Genomic DNA, 24,549 nt, shown 5'->3' with positions numbered 1-24,549 from the left:
GCGTCGCACTAGCACTTTTGTCCCTAGAACGCGACTTTGTGCGTCTGTTCACAAAGACCTAGAGTCTGGGGGTCAGTGATCCTCTGGTGTCGGGCGTTTGATATACGTCGGCCCATTCGGAAGAGGAGTCGGAGCGCCAGTGAGCACCGCCCCAGCCGCCCGTCGGGATATTCCCGAAGCCACCGTGGCTCGGCTACCGGTCTACCTTCGTGCCCTCCGCTCGTTCCATTCCCGCGACGTCGATCTGGTCTCGTCGGAGGAGCTCGCCGAAGCCGCGGGAGTGCGCTCGGCCGGTCTGCGCAAGGATCTCTCCCACCTGGGCTCGTATGGCGTGCGTGGTGTCGGGTATGACGTCACACGCCTGTCGGAGGAGATCTCCCGAGAGCTGGGCCTGCATCACGACTGGTCCGTGGCCATCATCGGCATGGGCAACCTGGGCCACGCGCTCGCGTCATACAGCGGCTTCGCCACGCGCGGGTTCAAGGTGCGCTGGTTGGTCGACCAGGATCCCGCCATCGTCGGCACCACCATCGCCGGCCTGCGTGTCATCGACTTCGCGATGCTCGCGGTCGAAGCCCCCGAGAGCATCATCGCGGTGCTGGCCACACCACCCGAGGCAGCACAAGCCGCCGCCGACCAGGCCGTCGCCGTCGGGGTGCGCTCGATCCTCAACTTCGCACCGTGCATGGTGACCGTGCCCGAGGGTGTCGAGGTCCGCAAGGTCGACCTCGCCACCGAGCTGCAGATTCTGGCCTTCCATGAAGAACGAGGCCGCGGCGACGAGACCTCCCTGAAGGAGGCACGATGAGTCTGATCGTCATCGGCATCTCGCACCGCACGTGCGATGTCGACCTTCTCGAACGTGCCGTGCTGTCGCCGGAGCAGGTGCACGAACTCGCACAGGCCCTCGACACCAACGAGCACGTCGGCGAGGCCGTCGTTCTGTCGACCTGCAATCGCATCGAGGTGTATGCCGAGGTCGGCACCTTCCACGGCGCAGTCACCTCGATCACCGAATCCTTCGCAGCCGCAACGAGAATCCCGGTCCACGAGCTGCGTGACCACCTCTACGTGCACTTCGAGGACCGCGCCGTCGCACACGTCTTCCACGTGGCGGCCGGTCTCGACTCGATGGCGGTCGGCGAGAGCCAGATCCTGGGCCAACTGCGCTCGGCGCTGAGCCTGGCCCAGGAAGGTGCGCATCTCGGCCCGGCATTGTCGGCACTGCTGCAGCAGGCATTGCGCGTCGGCAAGCGCGTGCACGCCGAGACCGACATCGACACCGTGAGCCGCTCTCTCGTCGAGCGTTCGCTGCTGCAGGCGCAGGCCGTCCTCGGTGACCTCGGTCATCAGCAGGCGCTGGTGATCGGTGCCGGCGCGATGAGCGGGTTGTCCGCGCACACGCTGGCGCGTGCCGGTGTCGGTGGCCTGACCGTCATCAACCGCACCGCGGCCAAGGCGCAGCGCCTTGCCGAGGCGACCGCTGGTGTGGCCCGTGGGTGGGACGAGCTGGCCGACGCCGTGACCGGCGCCGACATCATCGTGTCGTGCACCGGGGCAGTGGGTCACGTGCTGGATGCCGCGACGGTGACCTCCAGCGACCGCGCTCGGGTGCTCATCGACTTGGCCCTGCCCCGCGACATCGACCCGGCACTCGCTGCGCTGCCCGGCATCACCTTGCTGTCACTCGAAGACCTCGGTGCCGTGAGTGCAGCCGATGCCGACGAGCGCGCCCAGGTGCGTGCGGTTGAAGACCTGGTGACCGCCGAGGTCGCCGAATTTCTGGTGGGCCGCAGGGCCGCCGCCGTCGCGCCGACCGTGGCCGCGCTGCGTGCTCGCGCCGCCGACGTCGTCGCCCTCGAACTCGGCCGGCTGGGGCAGCGCATCGACCTGTCCGAAGCCGACGCCGCGCAGGTGCAGATGACCATCCACCGCGTCGTCGAGAAGATCCTGCACACCCCGACCGTGCGTATCAAGCAGCTGGCCGGTGAGGAGCAGGGCGGTCAGGACTACGCCGCGCTGTTGCGCACGTTGTTCGACCTCGACCCGCACCAGACGCGGGTAGCCGCCATCCCGACTCTGCCGCCGGACGGAGGCGTGCGATGACTCGCATCCGTCTCGGCACCCGCCGCAGCCACCTGGCGACCACGCAGTCGGGACTGGTCGCCGACCAGTTGCGGGCGCTCGGCCACGAGGTCGAGCTGGTCGAGATCGTCACCGAGGGTGACACCAATCTCGCGCCGCTGGTGAGCATGGGTGGCACGGGGGTCTTTGCCACCGCCATACGTCACGCTCTGCTCACCGGCCGCATCGATCTCGCGGTCCACTCGCTGAAGGATCTGCCCGTCCTGCCGTATGACGGACTCACGATCGCCGCGATCCCTGCACGTGAGGATGCCCGCGACGCGCTGGTTGCGCGCGACGGACTCACCCTGGGAGAACTGCCCGAGGGTGCTGTCATCGGCACCGGATCACCGCGCCGCGAGGCGCAGCTGGCGGCGCTCGGGCTGGGCGTGCAGGTCCGCGCGATCCGCGGCAATGTCGACACCCGTATCGGCCTGGTCACCTCCGGAGAGGTCGACGCCGTCATCCTGGCGCGCGCCGGCTTGGTGCGGCTGGGCCGGGCCGCCGAGATCACCGAGACCCTCGAGCCGGTGCAGATGCTGCCCGCGCCCGGACAGGGTGCGCTTGCCCTCGAGATCCGCAGCGACGATGCCGAACTGGCTGTAGCCGTGGCGGCTCTCGACCACGCCGACACCCGTGCCGCGGTCACCGCCGAACGTGCCCTGTTGTGCGCACTCGAGGCCGGCTGCTCAGCACCCATCGGTGCGCTCGCCGAGGTGTCGGAGGAGCTCGACGGCTCCCTTGAGATTTCGTTGCGGTCCTTCGTCGGCCGCACCGATGGCAGTTTCGATCTGCGCCGGTCGGTGACCGGCCCGGTCGAAACCGCTCAGCAGCTGGGTGAGCAACTCGCCCAGGTGCTCTTGCAGGACGGGGCTCGTGACGCGATGTCGCCACGGCCCGAGGCCCCACCGGATCCAGCGCCCGGCGGAGCCTTACCCAGCACCACCCCCGTCACCACCTTTGTCCCCACCAGCGCTGCGGAGTGTGAATCGTGACTTCCTCAACCAAGCCCACCAAGATCGTCGCCCGAATCGCCTTCGTCGGATCCGGGCCCGGCGATCCCTCTCTGATGACCGTGCGTGCCACGCAATTGCTGCGTGAGGCGGATGTGGTGATCATCGACCAGATCGCACGGGAGGAATTCGTCGCGTTGTTCGCCAGGCCGGATGTCGAGATCGTCGACGCCGGCCACGGTGAGACCGGCCAGCCGCTGACCGTCGCATCGCGCGCCAAGCTCGTGGTCCGGACAGCCAAGGCCGCCGCTCGTCCCGACAGCCAGCCGCTGGTGGTGCGACTGATGGACGGCGACCCCGCGACCTTCAACGGGCTGGCCGAAGAAGCCGTCGCCTGTCACAGGGCAGAGATCGGCTTCGAGATCGTGCCTGGTGTCAGCTCGGTGTCCGCCGTCCCGGCGTATGCCGGAATCCCGTTGACCGCCAACAGTTCTCGCGCCATGCACATTGTCTCCGCCGGCGACGATCGCACCGACTGGGCGGCCTGCACCGCCGCCGACAGCACCGTCGTGGTCCTCGGAGCCGCTGATGCGCTGCCGAACGGTCTTGCCAAGTTGTTGGCGGCAGGCCGTGCACCGGAGACCCCGGTCGCCCTCAGCACCGACGGCACCACGATCCACCAGATCACGACGGTCACCACGCTCGGCGAGGTCGTCGCGCAGCTGAGGGGCAACAAGCTCGCGGCGCCGACCATCGCGGTCGTCGGCTCGGTCGTCGAGATGCGGGAACAGTTGTCGTGGTGGGAGAACAAGCCGTTGTTCGGCTGGAACATCCTGGTGCCTCGCACCAAGGACCAGGCCAGCACCATGACCGACCGGCTCGCGTCATACGGCGCGTCCAGCGATGTCGTGCCCACGATCAGCGTCGAGCCGCCGCGCACGCCGCAGCAGATGGAGCGCGCGATCAAGGGCCTGGTCACGGGCCGTTACGAGTGGATCGGCTTCACTTCCGCCAACGCGGTGCGCGCTGTGCGCGAGAAGTTCGTCGAATTTGGTTTGGACGCAAGGGCTTTCGCCGGCCTCAAGATCGCCGCTGTCGGTGGCGTCACGGCTGACGCGCTGCGCGAGTGGGGTCTCGAGCCCGACCTGGTGCCGACCGGGGAGCAGTCCGCGCACGGCCTGCTCGAGGGATGGCCCGAGTATGACGAGCTGCTCGACCCGATCAACCGCGTCTTCCTGCCGCGTGCAGACATCGCGACGGACACCCTGGTCGCAGGTCTGCAGGAGATCGGCTGGGAGGTCGACGACGTCACGGCATACCGCACGGTCCGCGCCGCACCGCCGGCCCCGCACGTGCGTGAGGCGATCAAGACCGGCAAGTTCGACGCGGTCTGTTTCACCTCCAGCTCCACCGTCCGCAACCTGGTCGGCATCGCCGGCAAGCCGCACACGACGACGGTGGTTGCGTGCATCGGTCCGGCCACAGCCAAGACCGCCGAGGAGCACGGCCTGCGGGTCGACGTGCTGGCCGCCGAGCCGTCGGCGACTGCGCTGGTCGACGCGCTGGCCGACTACGGTCGCGGCCTGGCGCTGTCGGCCGCCGAAAACGGTGAGCCCACCCGTCGGCCCAGCGAGCGGAAGGCTGCGGCCCGCCGCAAGGCCAAAGCGTCGCACTGACCTGCGCTGCGCACTGACAGTCACCTGCTGGTCGGCGTCCGGGCCGTGGCCCGGCGCCGACCGACAGCGAGCGAAAGAAGCACCTGCATGAGCCCGAGGAATGAGCACTTCTCGTTGCCGGCAGGAGCGGTCCGGCCACGCCGGTTGCGGACCACGCCTGCGATGCGCCGACTGGTCGCCCAGCACCGACTGCACCCGGCCGACCTGGTGCTGCCGATGTTCGTCAAGGAGGGCATCGATGCGCCCGTCCCGCTGAGCTCTATGCCGGGCGTCGTGCAGCACACTCTTGACTCGCTCGTGGCTGCTGCGATCGAGGCGGTCGAGGCAGGCGTCGGCGGACTCATGCTCTTCGGCGTGCCCGTGCAGCGTGACGAGACCGGCTCGGGCGCGATCGACCCTGACGGCATTCTCAACGTCGCTCTGCGACGAGTGCGGGACGCGGTCGGTGACAGCACCGTGCTGATGTCGGACCTCTGCCTGGACGAGTTCACCTCGCACGGCCATTGCGGCGTGCTCGACGAGCAGGGCCGGGTCGACAACGACGCAACCCTTGAGCTGTATGCCGAGATGGCGGTCGCGCAGGCGCACTCCGGAGCGCATGTCGTCGGTCCGTCGGGGATGATGGACGGCCAGGTCGCGGTGATCCGCGCCGCCCTCGACGAGGCCGGTTTCGCCGACGTCGGGATCCTGGCGTATGCCGCGAAATACGCTTCGGCAGCCTTCGGCCCGTTCCGGGAGGCCGTCGAGTCGACCCTGCAGGGTGACCGGGCGGCATACCAGCAGGATCCGGCGAATCGCACCGAGGCGATGCGTGAACTCACGCTCGACCTCAACGAGGGCGCCGACATGGTGATGGTCAAGCCCGCGCTGCCCTACCTGGACATCCTCAGCGACGCGGCCGAACTCGCCGACGTGCCGGTGGCGGCTTACCAGGTCAGCGGCGAGATGGCGATGATCGAGGCCGCCGCCGCCAACGGCTGGATCGACCGCGACCGGATGGTCATGGAGTCCCTCACGTCGATCAAGCGCGCCGGCGCGCAGATCATCCTGACCTACTACGCCGTCGAGGTCGCGCGCCGCCTGCAACTGCGGTGACCCGCGAATTCGCTTGTGGTGCGAACTGCGCCTGGGCGATGGTCGCGTGATGAGCCACCTGCACGATGACGAGCTGGGGCCGAACCCCATACTCCGGCGACCGGGTTGGTGCGTGTCCTCACCGAGCTGACGGCGATGCCGGTCGCGGACGCCGGTGGGCGCTGCTGATCGCGATGATCACGTTTCCGTATTACGGGGCAAGGATGCCGGCGCGATGCGCTGATCGGTTGGTGATGGCACGCGCGGCGATCGACGGAGTCTGACCGGACGCTTAGCGCGCAATGCGGGAACCAGCACCGGCATACAAGGGAGATTCAGCACCGGCATACCGACCCGGACATGAAAAGCGAGTGGCACCTGCGCACTCGGGGGTCTGCGTAGGTGCCACTCGTAGGTGAGAGGTTACTAGGTCAGTCGTCCACTTGTCAGTAGCTTTGGTGAAGTTTCTAACCGGTTGTCCAGACCGATCGGTCAGGCCTTCACGAATTCGAGGGCGAGGATGATCTTGACCTTGTCGCCGACGACCGCGCCGCCGCCTTCGAGGGGCATGTCGATGGTGACGCCGAACTCCTTGCGGTTGATCTCGGTGCTGGCCTCGAAGCCGGCGCGGGTGCCGCCCCATGGGTCTGAGCCGACGCCGCCGAATTCGACGTCGAAGGTCACGGACTTGGTGTTGCCCTTGATGGTGAGGTCACCGGTGATCGAGTCGGCGCTGATGGCGGTCGACACGAAGGTCATGGTGGGGAACTTCTCGATCTCGAAGAAGTCGTTGGTGCGCAGGTGGTTGTCGCGGTCGGCGACGCCGGTGTTGATGGAGGTCATCTGCACGGTGGCCTCGACCTTGGAGTCCTCCAACTGCTCGCCCACGGTGGCCGAGGCGGCGAAGTCGTCGAACTTGCCGCGGACCTTGCTGACCATGAGGTGGCGAACGGTGAAACCGAACTCGCTGTGGGCCGGGTCGATGTTCCAGGTTCCCGGGGTCAGGTCCTTCAGGGTGGTCATGCTGCTCCTTCGATTGGTGATGGCTGGCGACTCTCGTGTCGACAGAAGGTGAACATTGTTGAATGTTCAATTATTCCGTGGTCAACGATAGCCGATGCGAGTGAACGCCATGAGAACGTCACGCTCGGCTCCGGTGGACGCCCGGACGTGCCGGTGTGAGGCGCCGCTTGCGATGACCTGGCAGCAGGTGTCGTTGCGAACGGCGGATAACGACGCCTGGTGCCATCTCGCGTCGAGCACCCACCTGAACCCTGAGGAGATCAGCGCTCACCGACACCTCGCGTGGATGGACCGCTGGGCAAGAGTCGTTGCTTATGCTTGTCCCCTCATGAGCCCGACCTTCGACGCACCGACCCCCGCGCCCGCCGCGGCGACCGACGCAGCGGGCGCGGGGGCGACCGCAGCGCAGGATCCGGTGCCGTGGCTGAGTGACGCAGAGCAGCACACCTGGCGTTCGTACCTCCGGGGCAGCCGGGCCCTCGAACTCGCGCTGGACGCCGAACTTCAGGCAATGGGGCTGACTCTCGCCGAATACGAACTCCTGTCGATGTTGTCCGAGTCCGAGACCGGCTCCATGCGGATGAGCGCGCTTGCCGATCTGGTGATCCAGTCGCGCAGTCGAGTCACCCACACCGCCACTCGGCTGCAGCGGCGCGGTTGGGTCAGCCGTCGCCCCACCCCGGATGACGGCCGCGGCATCGAACTCGTCCTCACCGACGAGGGCCACTCGGCCATCGAGGCAGCGGCGCAGGTGCACGTGCGCGGCGTCCAGACCCACCTGATGCAGCAGATGGACCCGCAGATGCGGCAGAACCTGGGCGAAGCCATGTCGCGGGTGCTGCAGCACCTGATGCCCGGCTACGACTCCTGACGACTCCGTCCGCGGCGACTGCGCTGCGGCATACCTCTCGGTCGGCTCAACCGCGGTCGAGTCGCACATTCCGGGCTGAGACAATGAACGTATGACGAATGCCCCCACCTCGCACCTGATCCAGGACACACCGGCCTCTGCCGCGCTGCTGAATCGGGCCAGGGCCGTCACACCGGGTGGAGTCAACTCCCCGGTGCGCGCGTTCCGGGCAGTCGGTGGCACGCCGCGGTTCATCGCCGAGGCCAAGGGCCCGTGGCTGACCGACGTCGACGGCAACCGGTATGTCGACCTGATCTGCTCGTGGGGGCCGATGATCCTGGGTCATGCCCACCCCGAGGTGATGGCGGCGGTGCAGGAGGCCGCCACCCACGGATTCTCGTTCGGCACGCCCAGTGAGAACGAAGTGCTGCTGGCCGAGGAGATCGTGCGCCGCGTCGCGCCGGTCGAGCAGGTGCGGCTGGTCAGCAGCGGTACCGAAGCGACGATGTCCGCGTTGAGGTTAGCCCGCGGAGCCACCGGTCGCAGCAAGGTCGTGAAGTTCGCCGGCTGCTATCACGGTCACGTCGACCCGCTGCTGGCCGCGGCCGGTTCCGGTGTGGCGACCTTCGCGTTGCCGGATTCCGCCGGGGTCCCGGCTTCCAGCGCGCACGAGACGATCGTGCTGCCCTACAACGACGTCGCCGCACTCGAGGCAGCCTTCGTCGAACACGGTGACCAGATCGCGTGCGTCATCACCGAGGCGTCGCCCGGCAACATGGGTGTCGTGCCGCCGGCGGCCGGCTTCACCGATGCCCTGCGTCGCGTCACCCGCGAGCACGGCGCGCTGTTGATCTCGGACGAGGTGATGACCGGATTCCGTTGCTCGGCGGCAGGGTGGTACGGCCTCGAGGGCGAGCCCGAGGGTGGGGCGCCCGACCTGTTCACCTTCGGCAAGGTGATGGGCGGCGGATTCCCCGCGGCAGCATTCGGCGGAAGCGCCGATCTGATGAGCCGCCTGGCGCCGGAAGGCCCGGTCTATCAGGCGGGCACGCTGTCCGGTAATCCCGTCGCCACCGCGGCCGGACTCGCCACGCTGCGCGGCTGCACCCCCGAGGTCTACGACCGGCTCGACGCCGTCGCACACACGGTCGCCGATGCCGCATCCGAGGCGCTCGCCGCAGCCGGTGTGTCGCACACCGTCCAGTGGGCCGGCTCGATGTTCTCGGTCTTCGTCCGCGACGGCGCGGTGCGTGACTACGAGGATGCCAAGGCGCAGGACCATGCGGCATACGGGCGCTTCTTCCACGAGATGCTGCGGCGCGGCGTGCACCTGCCGCCGAGTTCCTACGAGGCGTGGTTCGTCAGCGCTTCGCACGACGACGATGCTGTCGCTCACGTGCTCGACGCCCTGCCGCACGCGGCCACGGCGGCATCCGCAGGCTGAGTGCGGCCCGCGAGCAGGGCCGTCACAGACTGGAATGAGAGCATGAAGCAATGACCGACCACACCGTTGTGCACCTCGTGCGCCATGGCGAGGTCGACAACCCCCAGGGCGTGCTCTACGGGCGGATGCCAGGTTTCCACCTGTCCGCGCTCGGTCGGCAGATGGCCGGACGCGTTGCGACATACCTCGGCGACCGCGACATCACCCACCTGCGTTGCTCGCCCCTCGAGCGAGCCCAGGAGACCATCGAGCCGCTGGCCGAACACCTGCGGCTGTCCGTCCAACTGGACGACCGGGTCATCGAGGCGGCCAACGACTTCGAGGGTCTGACCGTCGGCAAAGACCCCAAGAAGCTGCTCAATCCGCGCTTCTGGGGCAAGCTCACCAACCCCCTCAAACCCAGCTGGGGCGAGCCGTACTCGGAGATCGTCGAACGGATGACCGCAGCGGTCGACGACGCTCGCGCGGCGGCAGGTGGGCACGAGGCGGTCATCGTCAGCCACCAACTCCCGGTCTGGACAGCCCGGATGCACTACGAGGGCAAGCGGCTGTGGCACGACCCGCGCAAGCGGCAGTGCACGCTCACCTCGGTCACCAGCCTCGCCTTCGACGGCGACCAGTTGCTGACCGTGTCGTATGCCGAGCCGTCCCGTGACCTTCTTCCCGGTGCGCATGAGGCCGCCGGTAGTGCGACAGGACCCGAACCGACCGGCCACCGGTCGAGCGACCATGGAGAGAACGACGAATGAAGCGAACGGCACTGGTGGCGATCGCCCTGTGCGTTGCCACCTTCGGGCTTGCTGCCTGCTCCAGCGGCAGTGGGGAGTCCATCTCCCAGCAGGCAAACAAGGGTGACGACAAGAACTACATCGCCGGCGACGGCACCGTCGTGCAATTGGCGTCCAGCGATCGCGGCAAGCCGGTGCTGCTCACCGGCAAACTGCTCGACGGGCAGCCATGGTCCAGCGCCGACTACGCCGGCAAGATCATCGTGGTCAACGCGTGGGGGTCGTGGTGCCCGCCCTGCCAGGCCGAGATGCCCCAGCTTGAGGCGGCCTGGAAGCAGTTCCAGAAGCAGGGCAACATCGTGATGATCGGTGTCGACCTCAACGAGGGTCCACAGACCGCCGCCGCCTATCTCGAATCCGTCGGCGTGACCTATCCCTCGCTGCAGTCCGACGGTGGCAAGGCTCTGCTGGAACTGCAGAACAAGGCGACTGCCACACCGTCCACACTGGTCCTGGACAGCCAGCACCGCATTGCGGCACGCGTCGCCGGTGCGACGACCGAGTCGACTTTGCTCGGACTCGTGCAGGACGCAGAAGGGTCGAAGTAGCGTTTTGCACGCGGATGCAGCACGGACAGTCGCGACCGGCAGCCTGCCGGCCGCGATGGCGCTGGCCCTTCTCGCGGGCGTGGTGTCCTTCGCCTCGCCCTGCGTGCTGCCGCTGGTGCCAGGCTTTCTCGGTTACGTCACAGGACTGACCGACGAACGCCGCCGCACCAGGCTGGTGACAGGGGCCTTTCTGTTCGTCGTCGGATTCAGCGTTGTGCTTGTCGGTGTCGCCGCGGCATACAGCTGGGCGACGTCGCTGAAGTTCGGCCACGAGGATCTGATGCTGCGCCTCGGCGGGGTCGTGGTGATCCTGCTCGCGCTGGTCTACCTCGGTTTCATCGGTCAGCGCGGCATCCCTGTGCGGTGGCGACCGTCGGCCGGGTTGCTCGGTGCACCGCTGCTGGGTGCGGTCTTCGGGCTCAGCGCCAGCCCCTGCGTCGGGCCCGTGTATGGCGCAATCCTCAACCTGGCCAATCCGATCGGTGACCAGCACAGCACCGTGCACCGCGGCGTGATGCTGGCAGCGTTCTACTGTCTCGGCCTCGGAGTGCCCTTCCTGCTGATCGCAGCCGGGTGGTCTCGTGCCGAGAAGGCCTCACGGTGGTTGCGCAACCACCATCGTCCGATCCAGCTGATCGGCGGCACGCTCATGCTCGTGGTCGGTGTCCTGATGGTCGCCGGCGTCTGGGAACACGTCATCACCTGGCTGCAGGCCAGGTCCTCCTCCTTTACTCCGGTGATCTGATTTTGTCGACTGAAACCGAATCCACCCCACAGCCGCAGGAGCAGGCGGACGAGCGACCCAAGGGCGCCACCAAGATCGTCCAGCCCAAGCTCGGATTCTTCGGGACCGTGCGGTGGCTCTGGCGTCAGCTGACCTCGATGCGCACGGCGTTGTTCCTGCTGTTGCTGCTCGCGGTCGCGGCCGTGCCCGGGTCGGTGTTCCCGCAGACCGACATCGACGCCACGCGGGTGACGTCCTACCTCGCGTCGCACACGACGACCGGGCCGTGGCTGCAACGCCTGGGAATGTTCAACGTCTACTCGACTCCGTGGTTCTCCGCGATCTACATCCTGCTCCTGGTGTCCCTCATCGGTTGTGTGCTACCGCGCATCCGGGTTCATTTCCGGGCGCTGCGCTCGCCGCTGCCGCGGGTGCCCAGGCGACTCGAACGACTGCCCGCCAGCAGTTCGCGCGAGTTCACAGGCAGCCCGGACGAGGTCGTCACCGCAGCTCGGGAAGCCTTGCGACGCAAGGGTTACCGCGTGCGCGTGGACGAACCCGTCGACGGTGTGCAGGCGATCGCCGCCGAAGGCGGCCGGCTGCGTGAGACCGGCAACCTGGTGTTTCACAGCTGCCTGGTGCTGGTCGTGCTCGCTGTCGCAGCCGACCACCTGATGGGCTGGCGCGGTGACGTCATCGTGCCGGTGGGGCAGTCCTTCACCAGTTCGGCCGGCAACTACAACACGATGGACCTCGGCCCCTGGGTGGGCACCAACGACATCCAGCCGTTCACCGTGGCGATCAATTCTCTGAAGGTGACCTTCGAGAAGGACGTTCCGACAAGTTCACCGCAGTACGGCCAGCCGCGCGACTTCATCGCCTCGGTGACCTCCCAGGACGCCAACCAGAAGCCGAAGAACGAGCTTCTGGAAGTCAACGACGCCCTCGACGAGAGCGGCACCTCGGTCTATCTGCTCGGCAACGGTTACGCACCGGTGATCACCGTCAAGAGCCCCACGGGCAAGGTGCTCTACAGCCAGTCGACACCCTTCCTGCCGCAGGACAACATGTATCGCTCCGTCGGTGCGGTCAAGGTGTCGGCAGCCTCGCCCAAGCAGTTGGGCTTCTACGGGTTCTTCCTGCCGACCGGTGAGTTGAGCGACTCGCAGGGACCGATCTCGACCTTCCCGGGCCTCGACAACCCGATGCTGGTGCTCGGCGCCTACCAGGGCAACTTGTTCCCGGGCGACCTGCCGCAGTCGGTCTACACGCTCAACACCCAGGACATGACCCAGGTGATGAGCAACGGCCAACCGTGGCGCGTGGCGATCGGCCCCGGCCAGACGGCAAAGCTTCCCGACGGCACGACGATCTCGATGAGCGCGAACATCCCGCGCTGGGCCGGTCTGTCAGCGCGTTACGACCCCGGCAAGGCCACAGCTTTGGTCGCCTCACTGCTCGGGCTGGCAGGGCTCGTCATGTCGATGACGTTGCGCCGTCGACGCATCTTCCTGAAGGTCTCACCGGCACCGGTCACAGCTGCGGGTGGCGAAGGCCCAGGTGACACCGAGGACGCTTCCAGCCAGCGGCGTACTCTGGTCAGCGCTGGCGCTCTTGCCAAGGGAGCAGACCCGCGCCTGCCGGTGGCACTTGAGGCCCTGCTTGACGGCGTTGACGTGAAACTCGGAAATACACCCACCAGCGGTAGAACAGGTGAACTGCGATGAAGACATGGTCGTTCGGCGGGCACGCCACCAACGTCGGGTTGGAGAACACCTCGACGCACTTCCTCTACGCCTCGGCGGTGGTGCTCGCGTTCGCGATGTTCGCCTTCGCGTTCGACCTGGCCGGACACCCGGGGCGTGTCGCGCGAGCCGCGGCCGCCCTCGAGGAGAGTGAGACCGAAGCTGCCGGTGCGGCCTCCGCGGGTGGGTCGACAACGGTGATCGAGCGCACCTCCACGGCGACGGCTCCCGCGCCGCAGAAGCGTCAGTGGGCCGGTATCGGCATGGCGCTGGCCTGGCTGGGCGCCATCCTGCTGGGTGCGTGCGTGCTTACTCGCAGTATGTCGGTGGGTCGTCCGCCGCTGGGCAACATGTACGAATTCGCCATCGTCGGTGCGTTCTTCGTCATGTGTGCGTTCCTGTTGTGGAGCCTGCGTCGCGACGTTCGCTCGCTGGGACTGTTCGTCGTCGGTCCGACCGTGCTCACCGAGATGCTGGCCGCCACGATCTTCTACACCGCGGCAAGTTCGCTGCTTCCTTCGCTGCAGAACTACTGGCTGACCATTCACGTCACCGTCGCCATCCTGTCGGTGGCCGTGTTCACGATCGCGTTCTCCACCACGATCTTGTACTTCGTGCAGAAGTGGCGTGAGGACTCCGGCGACACCAAGTTCCAGTTCATGGACGCCGTCCCCGGGTCCGACGTGATGGACCGCACGACCTATGGCCTGCTGATCGTCGCGTTCCCGTTGTGGACCTTCACCCTGATCGCCGGCGCGATCTGGGCGCAGAAGGCGTGGGGCCACTACTGGAGTTGGGACCCCAAGGAAACCTGGACACTGGTCATCTGGGTGGTCTACGCCGCCTACCTGCACGCTCGCGCCACCGCCGGCTGGACCGGCAAGAAGGCGGCATACATCGCGGTCGCCGGCTTCGTCTGCATCCTGTTCAACTTCTGCATCGTCAACGTCTTCTTCGTCGGCATGCACTCCTACTCGGGAATGTGATGGTTCGGTACTCCATCTGGCGGATCCTGATCTTCTTCATCGTTCTGCTCGCCCTGTATGCCGCAACGTTGCGCGGCTGGACCCTGCTGGTCGCCTCTGCGGCCGTCTCGCTGGTGGTGTCCTTCTTCGCGCTGCGTGGTCCGCGGGAGCGCTTCGCCACCCAGATCGAGGGCAAGGTCGCGGAGCGGCAGAAGCGTGCCGATGCGATGCGCACCGCCGAAGACTTCGATGACGAGGACTGAGCCGGGCGTCATACGTGCGCTGACGGTGCGTCGTGACTGAGCAGCACCGGCATCTTGCGTGGCGGGAGCCGCACGAGGTCGAGAACATCGCGCCCGTCGCCGTCGCGATCCTGGTGGCGGCCGGGCTGCAGTACCTCCTGCCGCCGCATTTCGTCCTGATCCACCCGCAGTGGCCGCTGCCGGCTCTCGAGTTGGCACTGCTGGCGCTGCTCATCGCGCTCGGTGTCTCCGGCGCGGCCGTGCGGCACATCCGTGTGCTCGGGCTGGCCGTCGTGGCGCTGATCTCGATCGACAACACCGTCAGCTCGGGCCTGCTGGTGAGCCACCTGATCCAGGGATCGTCGGACATGAAGGCGTTGCCGCTGCTGGTGACCGGCGCCAGCATCTATGTCACCAACGTGATCTCGTTCGGCATCTGGTACTGGCAGTTGGACCGGGGCGGGCCGTACGCCCGGGCGCGTGTGCGAGACCCGTATCCGGACTTTTTGTTCCCACAGATGACCCAGGAGGGTTTGACCGACCCGTCCTGGCGGCCGCTGTTCTTTGACTACCTTTATGTCAGCTTCACCAATGCGACCGCCTTCTCGCCGACCGACGTGATGCCGCTGACCCGTCGCGCGAAGGCCCTTTTCACGGTGCAGAGCCTCGTGGCCCTGTGCACGATGGCCCTGGTGCTGGCGCGTGCGGTCAACATCCTGAACTGAGTTCGGGCGATGACGCACATCTGGGTTAGGAACCGCGCTCATGGCTGCGGCGGCGACCCGTGGCACGTCACAACTGACGCATAGGTTGCACCGAGCAAAACCTTGAGCTGTCGGAGTGAACTGTTCCTCAGACAACGTCGAGGAGAGCACATCATGAGAAGTCGTCTCATCATCACCGGCGCCGCGATCGCGGCCATCGCGATCGGCCCGGCAGGCGCCGTCGCCGCCGACCACGCGCTGAACACCGCGGACAGCGTGTCGGTGGCGGCGCCCACGACAGTCACGCCCGGGTCGGCCTCCGGTAACGGGTCCTCCGGATCGCAGCCGTATGGCTGTGGCTACGGTTCGGGCTCGTCCGGTTCCAGCGGTTCGAGCGGGTCCGGTGGTTCGTACGGGACCGTGCCCGGTGCCAGCACCGGCTCAGCGGTCATCTCGGGCACACCGGTGAAGTCGCAGCCGGGGGTGGTCATGGTCGACACTGTGCTGCCGGGCGGTGAGGGAGCCGGCACCGGAATGGTGCTCAGCTCCAACGGGATCATCCTGACCAACTACCACGTCGTGGAGTCCTCGACGTCGATCCGCGTCACCGATGCCAACGGCAAGACCTACACCGCGACCGTGATCGGCCACGACGAGACGCACGACATCGCCGTGCTGAAGTTGTCCGGAGCCAGCGGTATGACGACGGCCAAACTGGACACCGCCGCGGCCTCGCTCGGCGAGGCTGTGACCGCGGTGGGCCAGGGCGGCGGCCAGGGGACGCTCTACAAGACCAGCGGCGCCATCACCGGCACCGGCAAGCAGATCACCGCTTCGGACGAGAGCTCGACCACCGATTCGGAGACGTTGTACGGCCTGCTGCAGACGAATGCCCAGATCGTGCCCGGTTACTCCGGTGGTCCGCTGCTGAACTCCGCCGGTGAGGTCGTCGGGATGGACACCGCAGCGTCGAGCAGCTCGCCGATCTCCGGTTATGCGATCCCGATCTCGTCGGCGCTCAAGGTCGCCAACCTGATCGAGAGCGGCACCCGCACCGCGACGGTGCACATCGGTGCCCGCGCCGCCATCGGCGTGGAGATCTCGGATTCATCATCGTCCGGCGGCAGCTACTACGGCGGCTCGCAGGCATCCGGCGCTCTTGTCGAAGGCACGGTCTCGGGCAGCGCTGCTGCCGCGGCCGGCATCACCGCGGGATCGACGATCACCGCGGTCGGCGGCCAGACGATCAGCGGCGTCTCGCAGTTGTCGTCGATCATCAACGACTACTACCCGGGCCAGCGGGTCAGCGTCAGCTGGATCGACTCCACGGGTCAGTCGCACACCGCAACGCTCACGTTGGGGGCCAGCAGCGAGAACTGATCGAATTGGCTCACGTCCAACGTCCCACCTCTCGCGTTGAGCTGGCACCAGGTGTCGTTATCCGGCTCGGATAACGACACCTGGTGCCAGCTCAACGCGTCATCGCGCCACTTCCACGTTCGTCGGGGTGGCGTCCGCGCCTCGGCATCCTTGCCGGTCCGCGCACCCGACGTGGAAGACGAAGAAGCGTGGCGTCCGCGCATCGGCATCCTTGCCTCTCAGCCCCCACCTCTCGCGTTGGGCCCTCGTCTCCAGCTCTCCACCTTTCGCGTCGACCTGGCAGTAGGTGTTGTTATCCGACGCGGACAACAACACCTACTGCCAGGTCAACGCACTTTTGGTCCCACGCGATGCGCGAGTGGCGCGGGATTGCCCTTCTTTTGCCGGGATTGGGTCATGTGCGTGCCAGTCGCGGCTGAGTGACGCGAGTGGCACGGGAGCGCCCTGGGCGTCGGCGAGTGGCGCGGGATGGCCCTTCTTTTGCCGGGATTGGGTCATGTGCGTGCCAGTCGCGGGTGAGTGACGCGAGTGGCGCGGGAGCGCCTTGGGCGTCGGCGAGTGGCGCGGGATGGCCCTTCTTTTGCCGGGACTGGGTCATGTGCGTGCCAGTCGCGAGTGGCGCAGCGTTTGTCGCGCCACTCGCTGAGGATGCGGCACGAGCGACTCGGCAGTGGCGGCGGTAGCTCGGCAGTGGCGGCGGTAGCTCAGGCGGTGCGGTAGCTCAGGTAGAGCCCGAGGCCGAAGAGCACGCCATACGCGAGGATCGTCATGCCCGTTCCGGCGAGCACCGGGATCAGGTCGCGACCCTGCGCCTTGCGGATCACGACCAGTGTCGGGCGCACCGCCACCACGAGCCCGAGCGCCGCGATGCCCGCCCACGGGTGCGCGACGGCCGCCACGACGACCATGGCGAGGGCAAGGACCAGCAGAGCGACATACAGCACGCGGGTGTTGTTGTCGCCGAGCCGCACAGCCAGCGTGCGTTTGCCCGAGACGATGTCACCTGGGATGTCACGCAGGTTGTTGGCGACGAGTATGGCGCAGGCGATCGCTCCGACACCTACCGCGGCGGCCCAGGTGGCGACATCCGTGCGGCCGGCCTGCGTGTAGGTCGTGCCGGCGGTCGCCATCAGCCCGAAGAACACGAAGACGAAGACTTCGCCGAGGCCCAGGTACCCGTAGGGGTTCTTGCCGCCGGTGTACTTCCACGCGGCGATGATGGCGAACACGCCGAAGATCAGCAGCCAGAACGTGCTGGACAGCGCCACGAGGGCCAGACCGAAGAGCGCAGCAGCAAAGAAGCAGCCGAAGGCCGCGGCCTTGACGCTGCCGGGTGTCGCCAGCCCCTGACCGACCAGCCGCACCGGCCCGACCCGGGCGTCGTCGGTGCCGCGGATCCCGTCGCTGTAGTCGTTGGCGAAGTTCACGCCGATCTGCAGCAGCAGCGCGACCATCAGCGCGAGCAGCGCGTAGCCGAGGTTCGCGTGGTGCAGCGTGTATGCCGATCCGGTGCCGGCGGCCACGGGCGCGACCGCCACGGGAAGGGTGCGGGGCCGGGAGCCGGCGATCCATTCGTTCAGCGTGGCCATGCGCGCAGGAGTACTCCGAAGTCGGTTCAGTGGTGAGCAGGCAAAGTCTGCCATCCCGGCGCCGCAGCCAACGCCGCACGGTCGGGCTTGCCGGGCCCGCGCAACGGCAGTTCGTCGACCTGCAACAAGCGCCGCGGGAGAGCGTATGGCGGAAGCGAGTCGCGCAGCAGGTCGCGGATCTGCTGCACCTGCAACGGCTTTCGCGCCCGTACTGCGAGACCGACGGCCTGCCCCCACTCGTGGTCCGGCAGGCCGAGGGCGACCGCTTCGAGCACATCAGGCAGGGCGGCGGCGGCCTCCTCCACGACGCGTGGCGCCACCTTGAGACCGCCGGTGGTGATCAGGTCGTCGATGCGTCCGAGCACGTGCAGCCTGCCGTCGCTCCACTCGCCGATGTCGTCGGTGCGGAAGGTGCGGACGACATCAGGAGTGCCGTCGCCGGCGTCGCCGGGGTCACTGTCGGGGGTGGTGTCGCCTGTCGCCTCGACGGGCGTGCTCATGCCGAAGACCGCGGCGGTGCGTTGCGGATCGCCCAGATAGCCGGACGCGATCGTCGCGCCGGTCAGCGTGATCCGCCCGTCCTCGTCGAGCACGACACCTGTCGGGCGCAGTGGCGCTCCGTCATACACGCACCCGCCGGCCGTCTCACTCATGCCGTACGTCGTCAGGACGGTGACACCGGAGCCGCGTGCCGCCGCCAGCAGCGTCGGAGGGGTGGCGGCACCGCCGAGCAGGATCTCGTCGTATGCCGTGAGGGCCGCCAGCGCCTGCGGGCCGGCGTCGAGCAGCCGGCGCAACTGCGTCGGCACGAGCGAGGTGTACCTCCGCTCGGCGGTCAGTCTCGCAGTGTCGGCGATGAAGCCGTCGATGCTGAAGGCCGTCGCGATGATCGGGCCCGGGTCGCCGTGGCGCATCGAGCGCAGCAGCACCTGGGTGCCGGCGATGTGATGCGCAGGCATGCACAGCAGCCACTGGCCGGCGCCGCCGAGGCGTTCGTGGGTGGCGTCGATGCTGGCGACCAGTGCGTCACGGGTGAGCATGGCGCGCTTGGGGGAGCCGGTCGATCCGGAGGTGCTCACCACCAGGGCGAGCTCGTCCGGAGCCTGCTCGACTGCTGCCGGATCGGCCGGTGTCGGGGGAGTCCCGGCATACGGCTGTATGGCGGGGCCGGTGCCGTCGAGCGCCCGCCGCAGCGCCCGGCAGTAGTCCGGCAGGGTCGATGCGGAGACGTCGAAAGGCAGCAGCGTCGGCACCCGTTCAGGGTAGGCAGCCGCTCGGGTGCGCCGGTCACCTGCCTAGGGTTGTCGTCATGGGTAAGCGCATCGCAGTCGTGACCGGAGCGAGCAGCGGCATCGGGCGGGCCAGCGCTCGGCGGCTCGCCGCAGAGGGATTCGAGGTGGTCTGCGCAGCGCGGCGCACCGAGCGGATCGAGGAACTCGCCGCCGAGATCGGCGGTCGCGCGGTGACCTGTGACGTGACCTCCGCCGCGGATGTCGCAGCGCTCGCGGAGGCTGCCGGGCCACGCGTCGAGGTGCTGGTGTGCAACGCCGGGGGTGCTGTCGGGCTCGACCCGGTCGGCGCGGCCGATGCCGACGACTGGCGAAAGATGTTCGAGGTAAACGTGATCGGCGTGCAGCAGACGATCCGTGCGCTGTTGCCGGCCGTGACTGCCGGCGAGGGCGTCATCATCGCGATCGGCTCGCTGGCGGGGCTTGCGGCATACGAGGGTGCAGGCGGCTACTGCGGCAGCAAGGCGGCCGTGCACTCGCTGATGGTGTCGTTGCGGCTTGAGCTCTGGGACCAGCCGGTCCGGGTATGCGAGATCGATCCGGGCATGGTCGCCTCCGACGAGTTCGCGCTGCACCGGTTCGGTGGAGACGCAGATCGGGCCGCGAAAACCTATGCAGGAGTGGCGAATCCGCTGACGCAGGAGGATGTCGCCGACTGTGTCGCCTTCGTCGCGACGCGTCCTCCGCACGTCAACATCGACCAGTTGGTGGTCAAACCGCGCGCACAGGCAGCAGCGCACAAGGTGGATCGCAGCAGTTAGCGCGTCACGTGCGACACAGCTGACCAATGACGCCCCAGCTGATCAGCCGGTCGCCCACAAGCGCATCGGCGCTGGCTGACCCGCGGACCGGCATACCCGGTTGACGGCGACATCGCCGGATTGGCAGGCTGACCGCAGTGGCGGCATCCGACGCCCAGCCGCGCGGCCGGCCCCAGCCCGGGCGCGACACGGCGAAGGGAAGCAGATTCTCCGGTCGTTTTGTCGGCTCGTTCTTCCACGCGCCGCCGGTCGTGCTGGGGGCGCGGCGGCCGGAGAGCAGAGCATGATGACCAGCGACCGCGACTTCAAGCGCATCGTGCGCGCCCGGATGATCGAGACCGGTGAGAACTACACCGCAGCACGTGCCGCGGTGCTTGCAGCCGGTCCCGATGCACCCGCGAAGGCGGATCTCGCCGCGGCGGATGCCTTCGTAGCAAAGACGATTCGTAACTTCTTCGATGGTGACCGTCTGCGGAGCATGCCGGTGAAGCGCAAGGCGCGTGTGGTGGTGCTGCTGCGCGTGATGGAGCGTTTCGAGCCCGGCCGCAGATATGCCGAGCGTGAGGTGAACGACCTGCTGGCACCGACATACGACGACTACGCCTTCCTCCGCCGCGAGCTGGTCGACTACCGCTATCTCGCCCGCGCGAACGGCGAATACTGGCTGGTCGATGAGGTGCCCGAGCGCAACTGGCTCGAGGCCCAGGAGGTGCCGGTCGACGAGGCGGCGCGCGTGCGTCGTGCTCACGCAGCAGGACCTGAGAACGTATGACGCAGCGACGGTTGTCGCGACAGCCGGGACGGGTTCGCATCCGATCGCGGCGACCGGCATAGTTGTTGCACGTGCAGACAGACCAGGTCCTGAGCCTCCTGCAAGACGTCGCCGCTGAGGTCATCCAGCCGCGCTTCCGTGCTCTCGCCGACGGCGAGGTGATGGAGAAGAACCCCGGCGATCTGGTGACCGTCGCCGACCGTGAGGCGGAGGTCGCGATCACGGCAGCCCTGCGTTCGGCCTATCCGGACGCACTGCTGGTGGGCGAGGAGGCGGTCGCCGCGGATGCCTCGATCCTGGCCGCGGCATCCGGCGCCGAGCACTGGTTCACGATCGACCCGGTCGACGGCACGAAGAACTTCGTGCACGGTTCGCCCGACCACGCGGTGATGGTGGCCGAACTGCGCGGTCGAGAGGTGGTGCGGTCGTGGATCTGGCAGCCCGAACACCACCTGGCATATGTCGCAGAGCGTGGAGCGGGTGCCTTCTGTGGTGACCGGCGGCTGCCGGTGGTGCCGCGAAATGCGGACCGGCCGCTGGGCCGCACGTCTCGCCGGAAGCTCGTCGGCACCGCATTCGGTCACCTGCCGCCCCTGGAACTCACCTGGGTCAGCTGCGGCATCGACTACCCCAAGCTTGCTGAAAACGCCTGCGAATACTTGCTGTACCGCAATGCGATGCCCTGGGATCACGCCCCGGGCCAGCTGCTGGTCAGCGAGACCGGCGGGCAGCTGAGCTATTCGGACGGCACGGCATACGACCCGACGTCGACGCAAGGCCCCTTGCTGGCGGCCGGCTCGTCGGCTGTGGCCGACCGGGTCCGCAGCGCCATGAGCGTGGCGAGCACCACCAAGGACACGTCGAGCACGCCGTAACCCACGAGCGTGCCGCGAAGCCCCCACTGCTGTGCGGCGAGACCGGCTGCAACCGCCGGCACGCTGAAGGCCGCATAGCTCACCACGAAGGTCGTCGCGAAGGTCTGCCCGCGTTCGGCAGGAGGGGTCACCGCGGCGATCGCCGACATCGCCATCAGGAAGGTCGCACCGAAGCCGAGGCCGGCCACGACGGAGCCTGCGACATACAGCGCGATGGTCGAGGTGAGCGTGGCAACGACGCTGAGGATGACGCCGCTGGCCAGGGCCGTGTAGCTGAAGGCGCGTTGCAGCCCTGCCGGCAGTCGCATCGCGATGACGGATCCGATCGCTCCGGAAAGGAAGAACGCGCCGAGGATCAATCCGGCGACGAAATGGTTGCGTATGCCGAAAACCTCCGCGACTGCCGAGGATCCGAGTGACAGATAGAGACCGCCGAGGGCCCAGGTCGCGCAGAGCGCGGGGACCATCGCGACGAAGACAGTGCGCGCGGGCACCGCGACACCGGCGCTGGGCCGCAGGGCGCGCAGCACGATCGAGCGGTGCGGGCGCGGCGAACCCACCGGCTCGGGGGCAAGTGCGAGCAGGGCCAGCATCAGCAGGTAGACCGCGAGCAGCACCCAATAGACCAGGAAGCGCGGCCAGGGTGCGTACTGCACGAGGGCCCCCGCGAGCACCGCGCCGATGGCGATGCCGGTGGTGGGGCTGGAACCGGTGACGATCGAGCCGGTGGAACTGCTCGGCTGCAGGTCGACGATCATCGCGGTCACGGTGGCGGTGATGAAGCCGGTGGCCAGCCCCTGCACAATGCGCGCGGCCATCAGGTCTCCGGGGCCGCCCGCGAAGATGAAGATCAGCATGCTCCCGCACAACAGCAGCAGTCCGATCGCGATCACCGGGCGCCGACCGATGTGATCGGAGATCGAGCCGGCGGTCAGCAATGCTGCGAGCAGTGCGAAGACGTAGACGGCGAAGATCAGCGTGAGCGTGAACGACGAGAAACCCCAACGGGATTGGTACACCGGGTACAACGGCGACGGCGCAGCCGCAGCAGCCATCAGACTGATGAAGATCGTTGCGGCGAGCACGAATCCGGCGCGAGGTGACAGGCGCATGATGCTCCTACGGGGGAAGAGGCGGTGAGCGTTAATGCAAAAGTAGATGCGTTAACGACAGTAGCACCCCAGGTCGCCTAAAAGCCACATCAGTTGCAATAATGGGTTGTATGACGAGTCACACCACCGAACGACCGCGCCGCGTCGGAGGCAGGAGCGCGCGTGTGACGAATGCCGTCTACACCGCCGTGGGTCATCTGATGGCGCATGAGCGTCCCGACCGCATCACGATCCCGATGGTGGCCGAGCGCGCCGGCGTCAATCCGACCAGCATCTACCGGCGTTGGGGCGACGTCGACGCACTGCTGAAAGAGGTTGCGGTCGCGGTCATGGCCCACGAGAACGACGTGCTGCCGGACGTGGGCACGTTCACCGGTGACCTGACGGAGTGGGCCGAGCTGATCGCCGACGACATTGCTCGACCGGAGCGCAGCCGGTATCTGCGCGCCCTGGCCTCGGCGCGTGACGAGTTGGTCGAGGTGTGTCCGTGCTGGAACGTCCGTGGCGCACAGGCGGCTCGGTTGATCGAGCGTGCGCACGAGCGTGGCGAAGCGGTGCCGACGGTGGATCAGGTGCTCGACCACATCATCGGGCCGCTGTATCACCACGCGGTCTTCGCGCTGCCGGTGACGAGAAGTTACGCACGACGGCTCGCTGCTGATGTGCTGCTGATGGCGCAGCCGGCTTCCTGAGCTTCCGACGGCGGCGTCAGGGCGTCAGGCGGTCAGGTGTGCGTGACAGTCGGTGACGCGCTGTCGCCACCAGGCAGTGCGCTCGGGGTTCGCGCGATACTCGTGCAGCAGTTCGGTGCTGGGCTCCGGCCGGCGGACTTCGATCGAACCCGACTGCGGCACAAGGGAATCGCCGACCACGTCGCCCGCCATCAACTCCAGCGTTGCGAGCCCGCATGCGTGCGGCAGGTCGGGCAGCGCAGCGGCCAGCGCGAGGCCGGCGGCGATCCCGACCGAGGAGTCGACGGCGCTCGAGACGACGGTGGGTAGCCCGGCATCGGCGGCGATCGACAGCGCCGAGGCGACTCCGCCGAGGGGCGCAACCTTGACCACGGCGATGTCGGCGGCGCCCATACGGGCGACGCGCAGCGGGTCTGTCGCCTTGCGGATCGACTCGTCCGCCGCGATCGGCACGTCGATGCCGTTGCGCGCCAATGCCTTTCGCAGGTCGACGAGTTCTTCGACGGAAGCGCACGGCTGCTCGGCATACTCGAGGTCGTATGCCGACAGCCTGGTGATCGCGGCGGCCGCGTCGTCGACCGACCAGCCGCCGTTGGCATCGATGCGCACCTTCGCGGCCGCGCCCATCGTTTCGCGCACGGCCGCCACCCGGTCGAGGTCGTCGGCGAGCGACTGGCCCGCCTCGGCGACCTTCACCTTCGCGGTGCCGCAGCCGTCATACCGGGCGAGCACGGCGGGCACGTCGGCGGCAGCGACCGCGGGGACGGTGGCATTGACGGGGACCGTATGCCGCACCGCCGACGGCCACGACTGCCACGCCGCATCGATAGCGGCTGCGAGCCAGCGGGACGCCTCCGGGGCTGCATACTCCAGAAAGGGCGAGAACTCGCCCCACCCGGAAGGCCCTGAGAACACAGCGATTTCGCGGTGCATCACACCACGGAAGCGCACCTGCATCGGAATGCTGACGACGTGCATCGAGTCCAGCAGATCCGCGAGTGGGGGCACTTTCGTCATGGCTCCGACGCTAGCCGCGAGAGGCTACGTCATACAGTCGGGGTCGTGAGCGAGACGAGTGGCAATCCCTTCGACGCGAGCGCCTGGGAGCAGGTGCCCGGCTTCGACCTGACCGACATCACCTATCACCGGTGCGTGCGACCTGGCCCGGAGCGCGGCACGGTGCGCATCGCGTTCGACCGGCCCGAGGTGCTCAATGCCA

23 protein-coding genes and 1 pseudogene are annotated in these 24,549 nt (G+C 67.7%); 19 read left to right on the top strand and 5 right to left on the bottom strand.

The annotated features are described in order from the left end of the window. Positions 1-139 precede the first annotated feature (139 nt). The 5 genes from BKA23_RS17455 (at position 140) to hemB (ending at position 5,848) form a co-directional block, all read left to right on the top strand. Positions 140-808, top strand: coding sequence for a redox-sensing transcriptional repressor Rex (locus BKA23_RS17455; protein ID WP_145230908.1), 669 nt, complete (start codon positions 140-142; stop codon positions 806-808). Next, a complete protein-coding gene (locus BKA23_RS17450; RefSeq protein WP_145230906.1) occupies positions 805-2,106 on the top strand; it encodes a glutamyl-tRNA reductase in 1,302 nt (433 codons plus the stop codon). Before BKA23_RS17455 ends, BKA23_RS17450 begins: the two co-directional genes overlap by 4 nt. Beyond that, a complete protein-coding gene (gene hemC, locus BKA23_RS17445) occupies positions 2,103-3,119 on the top strand; it encodes a hydroxymethylbilane synthase (protein ID WP_145230904.1) in 1,017 nt (338 codons plus the stop codon). Before BKA23_RS17450 ends, hemC begins: the two co-directional genes overlap by 4 nt. Before the next feature lie 74 nt (positions 3,120-3,193). Then, entirely contained in the window at positions 3,194-4,753 is a 1,560-nt protein-coding gene (locus tag BKA23_RS17440; protein WP_425473790.1) for a bifunctional uroporphyrinogen-III C-methyltransferase/uroporphyrinogen-III synthase, read from the top strand. Positions 4,754-4,840: 87 nt separating this feature from the next. Continuing rightward, positions 4,841-5,848, top strand: coding sequence for a porphobilinogen synthase (gene hemB, locus BKA23_RS17435; RefSeq protein WP_145230900.1), 1,008 nt, complete (start codon positions 4,841-4,843; stop codon positions 5,846-5,848). 471 nt (positions 5,849-6,319) lie between these two features. On the opposite strand, the gene BKA23_RS17430 is transcribed toward hemB, so the two are convergent. Next, positions 6,320-6,850, bottom strand: a complete 531-nt coding sequence (locus tag BKA23_RS17430) for a YceI family protein (RefSeq protein WP_145230898.1) — start codon at positions 6,848-6,850, stop codon at positions 6,320-6,322. A gap of 328 nt (positions 6,851-7,178) precedes the next feature. Between BKA23_RS17430 and BKA23_RS17425 the strand changes: the two genes are divergently transcribed. The 10 genes from BKA23_RS17425 (at position 7,179) to BKA23_RS17380 (ending at position 16,240) form a co-directional block, all read left to right on the top strand. After that, positions 7,179-7,721, top strand: coding sequence for a MarR family winged helix-turn-helix transcriptional regulator (locus tag BKA23_RS17425; protein WP_145230896.1), 543 nt, complete (start codon positions 7,179-7,181; stop codon positions 7,719-7,721). 91 nt (positions 7,722-7,812) lie between these two features. Continuing rightward, positions 7,813-9,144, top strand: a complete 1,332-nt coding sequence (gene hemL / locus BKA23_RS17420) for a glutamate-1-semialdehyde 2,1-aminomutase (protein WP_145230894.1) — start codon at positions 7,813-7,815, stop codon at positions 9,142-9,144. A 50-nt stretch (positions 9,145-9,194) separates the two neighbouring features. Then, entirely contained in the window at positions 9,195-9,893 is a 699-nt protein-coding gene (locus BKA23_RS17415) for a histidine phosphatase family protein (protein ID WP_145230892.1), read from the top strand. Beyond that, positions 9,890-10,480 (top strand): TlpA family protein disulfide reductase, encoded by a 591-nt coding sequence (locus BKA23_RS17410; RefSeq protein WP_145230890.1) that lies wholly within the window; start codon positions 9,890-9,892, stop codon positions 10,478-10,480. The genes BKA23_RS17415 and BKA23_RS17410 overlap by 4 nt, the downstream gene beginning before the upstream one ends. A 55-nt stretch (positions 10,481-10,535) precedes the next feature. Beyond that, positions 10,536-11,225 carry a cytochrome c biogenesis CcdA family protein gene (locus BKA23_RS17405; protein WP_170226703.1) on the top strand — a complete coding sequence of 230 codons (690 nt, stop codon included), beginning with the start codon at positions 10,536-10,538 and terminating at the stop codon, positions 11,223-11,225. A gap of 2 nt (positions 11,226-11,227) precedes the next feature. Further along, entirely contained in the window at positions 11,228-12,931 is a 1,704-nt protein-coding gene (gene resB, locus BKA23_RS17400) for a cytochrome c biogenesis protein ResB (RefSeq protein ID WP_246104726.1), read from the top strand. Further along, positions 12,928-13,935: a c-type cytochrome biogenesis protein CcsB gene (ccsB, locus tag BKA23_RS17395; RefSeq protein ID WP_145230886.1), complete on the top strand. Its 1,008-nt coding sequence runs from the start codon at positions 12,928-12,930 to the stop codon at positions 13,933-13,935. Before resB ends, ccsB begins: the two co-directional genes overlap by 4 nt. Beyond that, positions 13,935-14,177, top strand: a complete 243-nt coding sequence (locus BKA23_RS17390) for a DUF4229 domain-containing protein (RefSeq protein ID WP_145230884.1) — start codon at positions 13,935-13,937, stop codon at positions 14,175-14,177. The genes ccsB and BKA23_RS17390 overlap by 1 nt, the downstream gene beginning before the upstream one ends. 32 nt (positions 14,178-14,209) lie before the next feature. Beyond that, positions 14,210-14,881 carry a DUF1345 domain-containing protein gene (locus tag BKA23_RS17385; protein ID WP_145230882.1) on the top strand — a complete coding sequence of 224 codons (672 nt, stop codon included), beginning with the start codon at positions 14,210-14,212 and terminating at the stop codon, positions 14,879-14,881. 153 nt (positions 14,882-15,034) lie between these two features. After that, positions 15,035-16,240: a S1C family serine protease gene (locus tag BKA23_RS17380; protein ID WP_145230880.1), complete on the top strand. Its 1,206-nt coding sequence runs from the start codon at positions 15,035-15,037 to the stop codon at positions 16,238-16,240. Positions 16,241-16,944: 704 nt separating this feature from the next. On the opposite strand, the gene BKA23_RS17375 is transcribed toward BKA23_RS17380, so the two are convergent. After that, on the bottom strand, positions 16,945-17,829 hold the full coding sequence (locus tag BKA23_RS17375) for a 1,4-dihydroxy-2-naphthoate polyprenyltransferase (protein ID WP_145230877.1): 885 nt from the start codon (positions 17,827-17,829) through the stop codon (positions 16,945-16,947). A 26-nt stretch (positions 17,830-17,855) separates the two neighbouring features. Next, positions 17,856-19,082 (bottom strand): AMP-binding protein, encoded by a 1,227-nt coding sequence (locus BKA23_RS17370; protein WP_145230875.1) that lies wholly within the window; start codon positions 19,080-19,082, stop codon positions 17,856-17,858. A 56-nt stretch (positions 19,083-19,138) separates the two neighbouring features. Between BKA23_RS17370 and BKA23_RS17365 the strand changes: the two genes are divergently transcribed. From BKA23_RS17365 to BKA23_RS17355, 3 genes are all read left to right on the top strand, one after another. Further along, entirely contained in the window at positions 19,139-19,879 is a 741-nt protein-coding gene (locus tag BKA23_RS17365) for an SDR family oxidoreductase (RefSeq protein WP_145230873.1), read from the top strand. A 286-nt stretch (positions 19,880-20,165) separates the two neighbouring features. After that, positions 20,166-20,651 carry a DUF2087 domain-containing protein gene (locus BKA23_RS17360; RefSeq protein ID WP_145230871.1) on the top strand — a complete coding sequence of 162 codons (486 nt, stop codon included), beginning with the start codon at positions 20,166-20,168 and terminating at the stop codon, positions 20,649-20,651. Positions 20,652-20,722: 71 nt separating this feature from the next. Continuing rightward, a complete protein-coding gene (locus BKA23_RS17355; protein ID WP_211841786.1) occupies positions 20,723-21,526 on the top strand; it encodes an inositol monophosphatase family protein in 804 nt (267 codons plus the stop codon). 311 nt (positions 21,527-21,837) lie between these two features. On the opposite strand, the pseudogene BKA23_RS18055 reads toward BKA23_RS17355, so the two are convergent. Continuing rightward, positions 21,838-22,581 (bottom strand): annotated as a pseudogene (locus tag BKA23_RS18055) (MFS transporter); the annotation flags it as partial. A gap of 221 nt (positions 22,582-22,802) precedes the next feature. On the opposite strand from BKA23_RS18055, the gene BKA23_RS17345 reads away from it, so the two are divergent. Continuing rightward, positions 22,803-23,330, top strand: a complete 528-nt coding sequence (locus tag BKA23_RS17345; RefSeq protein ID WP_211841785.1) for a TetR/AcrR family transcriptional regulator — start codon at positions 22,803-22,805, stop codon at positions 23,328-23,330. A gap of 24 nt (positions 23,331-23,354) precedes the next feature. Here BKA23_RS17345 and BKA23_RS17340 read toward each other — a convergent pair whose 3' ends face one another. Beyond that, positions 23,355-24,347 (bottom strand): o-succinylbenzoate synthase, encoded by a 993-nt coding sequence (locus BKA23_RS17340; protein WP_145230857.1) that lies wholly within the window; start codon positions 24,345-24,347, stop codon positions 23,355-23,357. Positions 24,348-24,549 lie beyond the last annotated feature (202 nt).

It is taken from the genome of Rudaeicoccus suwonensis, from assembly GCF_007829035.1.
Classification (GTDB): Bacteria; Actinomycetota; Actinomycetes; order Actinomycetales; family Dermatophilaceae; genus Rudaeicoccus; species Rudaeicoccus suwonensis.
The sequence above is the reverse complement of the archived record's forward strand: the minus strand, read 5'-3'. Positions and strand labels throughout refer to the sequence as shown.

Coding starts and splice junctions, on each gene's coding strand:
- BKA23_RS17450 (WP_145230906.1), top strand. CDS start 805: ATGAGTCTGATCGTCATCGGCATCTCGCACCGCACGTGCGATGTCGAC.
- hemC (WP_145230904.1), top strand. CDS start 2,103: ATGACTCGCATCCGTCTCGGCACCCGCCGCAGCCACCTGGCGACCACG.
- BKA23_RS17440 (WP_425473790.1), top strand. CDS start 3,194: ATGACCGTGCGTGCCACGCAATTGCTGCGTGAGGCGGATGTGGTGATC.
- hemB (WP_145230900.1), top strand. CDS start 4,841: ATGAGCCCGAGGAATGAGCACTTCTCGTTGCCGGCAGGAGCGGTCCGG.
- BKA23_RS17430 (WP_145230898.1), bottom strand. CDS start 6,850: ATGACCACCCTGAAGGACCTGACCCCGGGAACCTGGAACATCGACCCG.
- BKA23_RS17425 (WP_145230896.1), top strand. CDS start 7,179: ATGAGCCCGACCTTCGACGCACCGACCCCCGCGCCCGCCGCGGCGACC.
- hemL (WP_145230894.1), top strand. CDS start 7,813: ATGACGAATGCCCCCACCTCGCACCTGATCCAGGACACACCGGCCTCT.
- BKA23_RS17415 (WP_145230892.1), top strand. CDS start 9,195: ATGACCGACCACACCGTTGTGCACCTCGTGCGCCATGGCGAGGTCGAC.
- BKA23_RS17410 (WP_145230890.1), top strand. CDS start 9,890: ATGAAGCGAACGGCACTGGTGGCGATCGCCCTGTGCGTTGCCACCTTC.
- BKA23_RS17405 (WP_170226703.1), top strand. CDS start 10,536: ATGGCGCTGGCCCTTCTCGCGGGCGTGGTGTCCTTCGCCTCGCCCTGC.
- ccsB (WP_145230886.1), top strand. CDS start 12,928: ATGAAGACATGGTCGTTCGGCGGGCACGCCACCAACGTCGGGTTGGAG.
- BKA23_RS17390 (WP_145230884.1), top strand. CDS start 13,935: ATGGTTCGGTACTCCATCTGGCGGATCCTGATCTTCTTCATCGTTCTG.
- BKA23_RS17380 (WP_145230880.1), top strand. CDS start 15,035: ATGAGAAGTCGTCTCATCATCACCGGCGCCGCGATCGCGGCCATCGCG.
- BKA23_RS17375 (WP_145230877.1), bottom strand. CDS start 17,829: ATGGCCACGCTGAACGAATGGATCGCCGGCTCCCGGCCCCGCACCCTT.
- BKA23_RS17365 (WP_145230873.1), top strand. CDS start 19,139: ATGGGTAAGCGCATCGCAGTCGTGACCGGAGCGAGCAGCGGCATCGGG.
- BKA23_RS17360 (WP_145230871.1), top strand. CDS start 20,166: ATGACCAGCGACCGCGACTTCAAGCGCATCGTGCGCGCCCGGATGATC.
- BKA23_RS17340 (WP_145230857.1), bottom strand. CDS start 24,347: ATGACGAAAGTGCCCCCACTCGCGGATCTGCTGGACTCGATGCACGTC.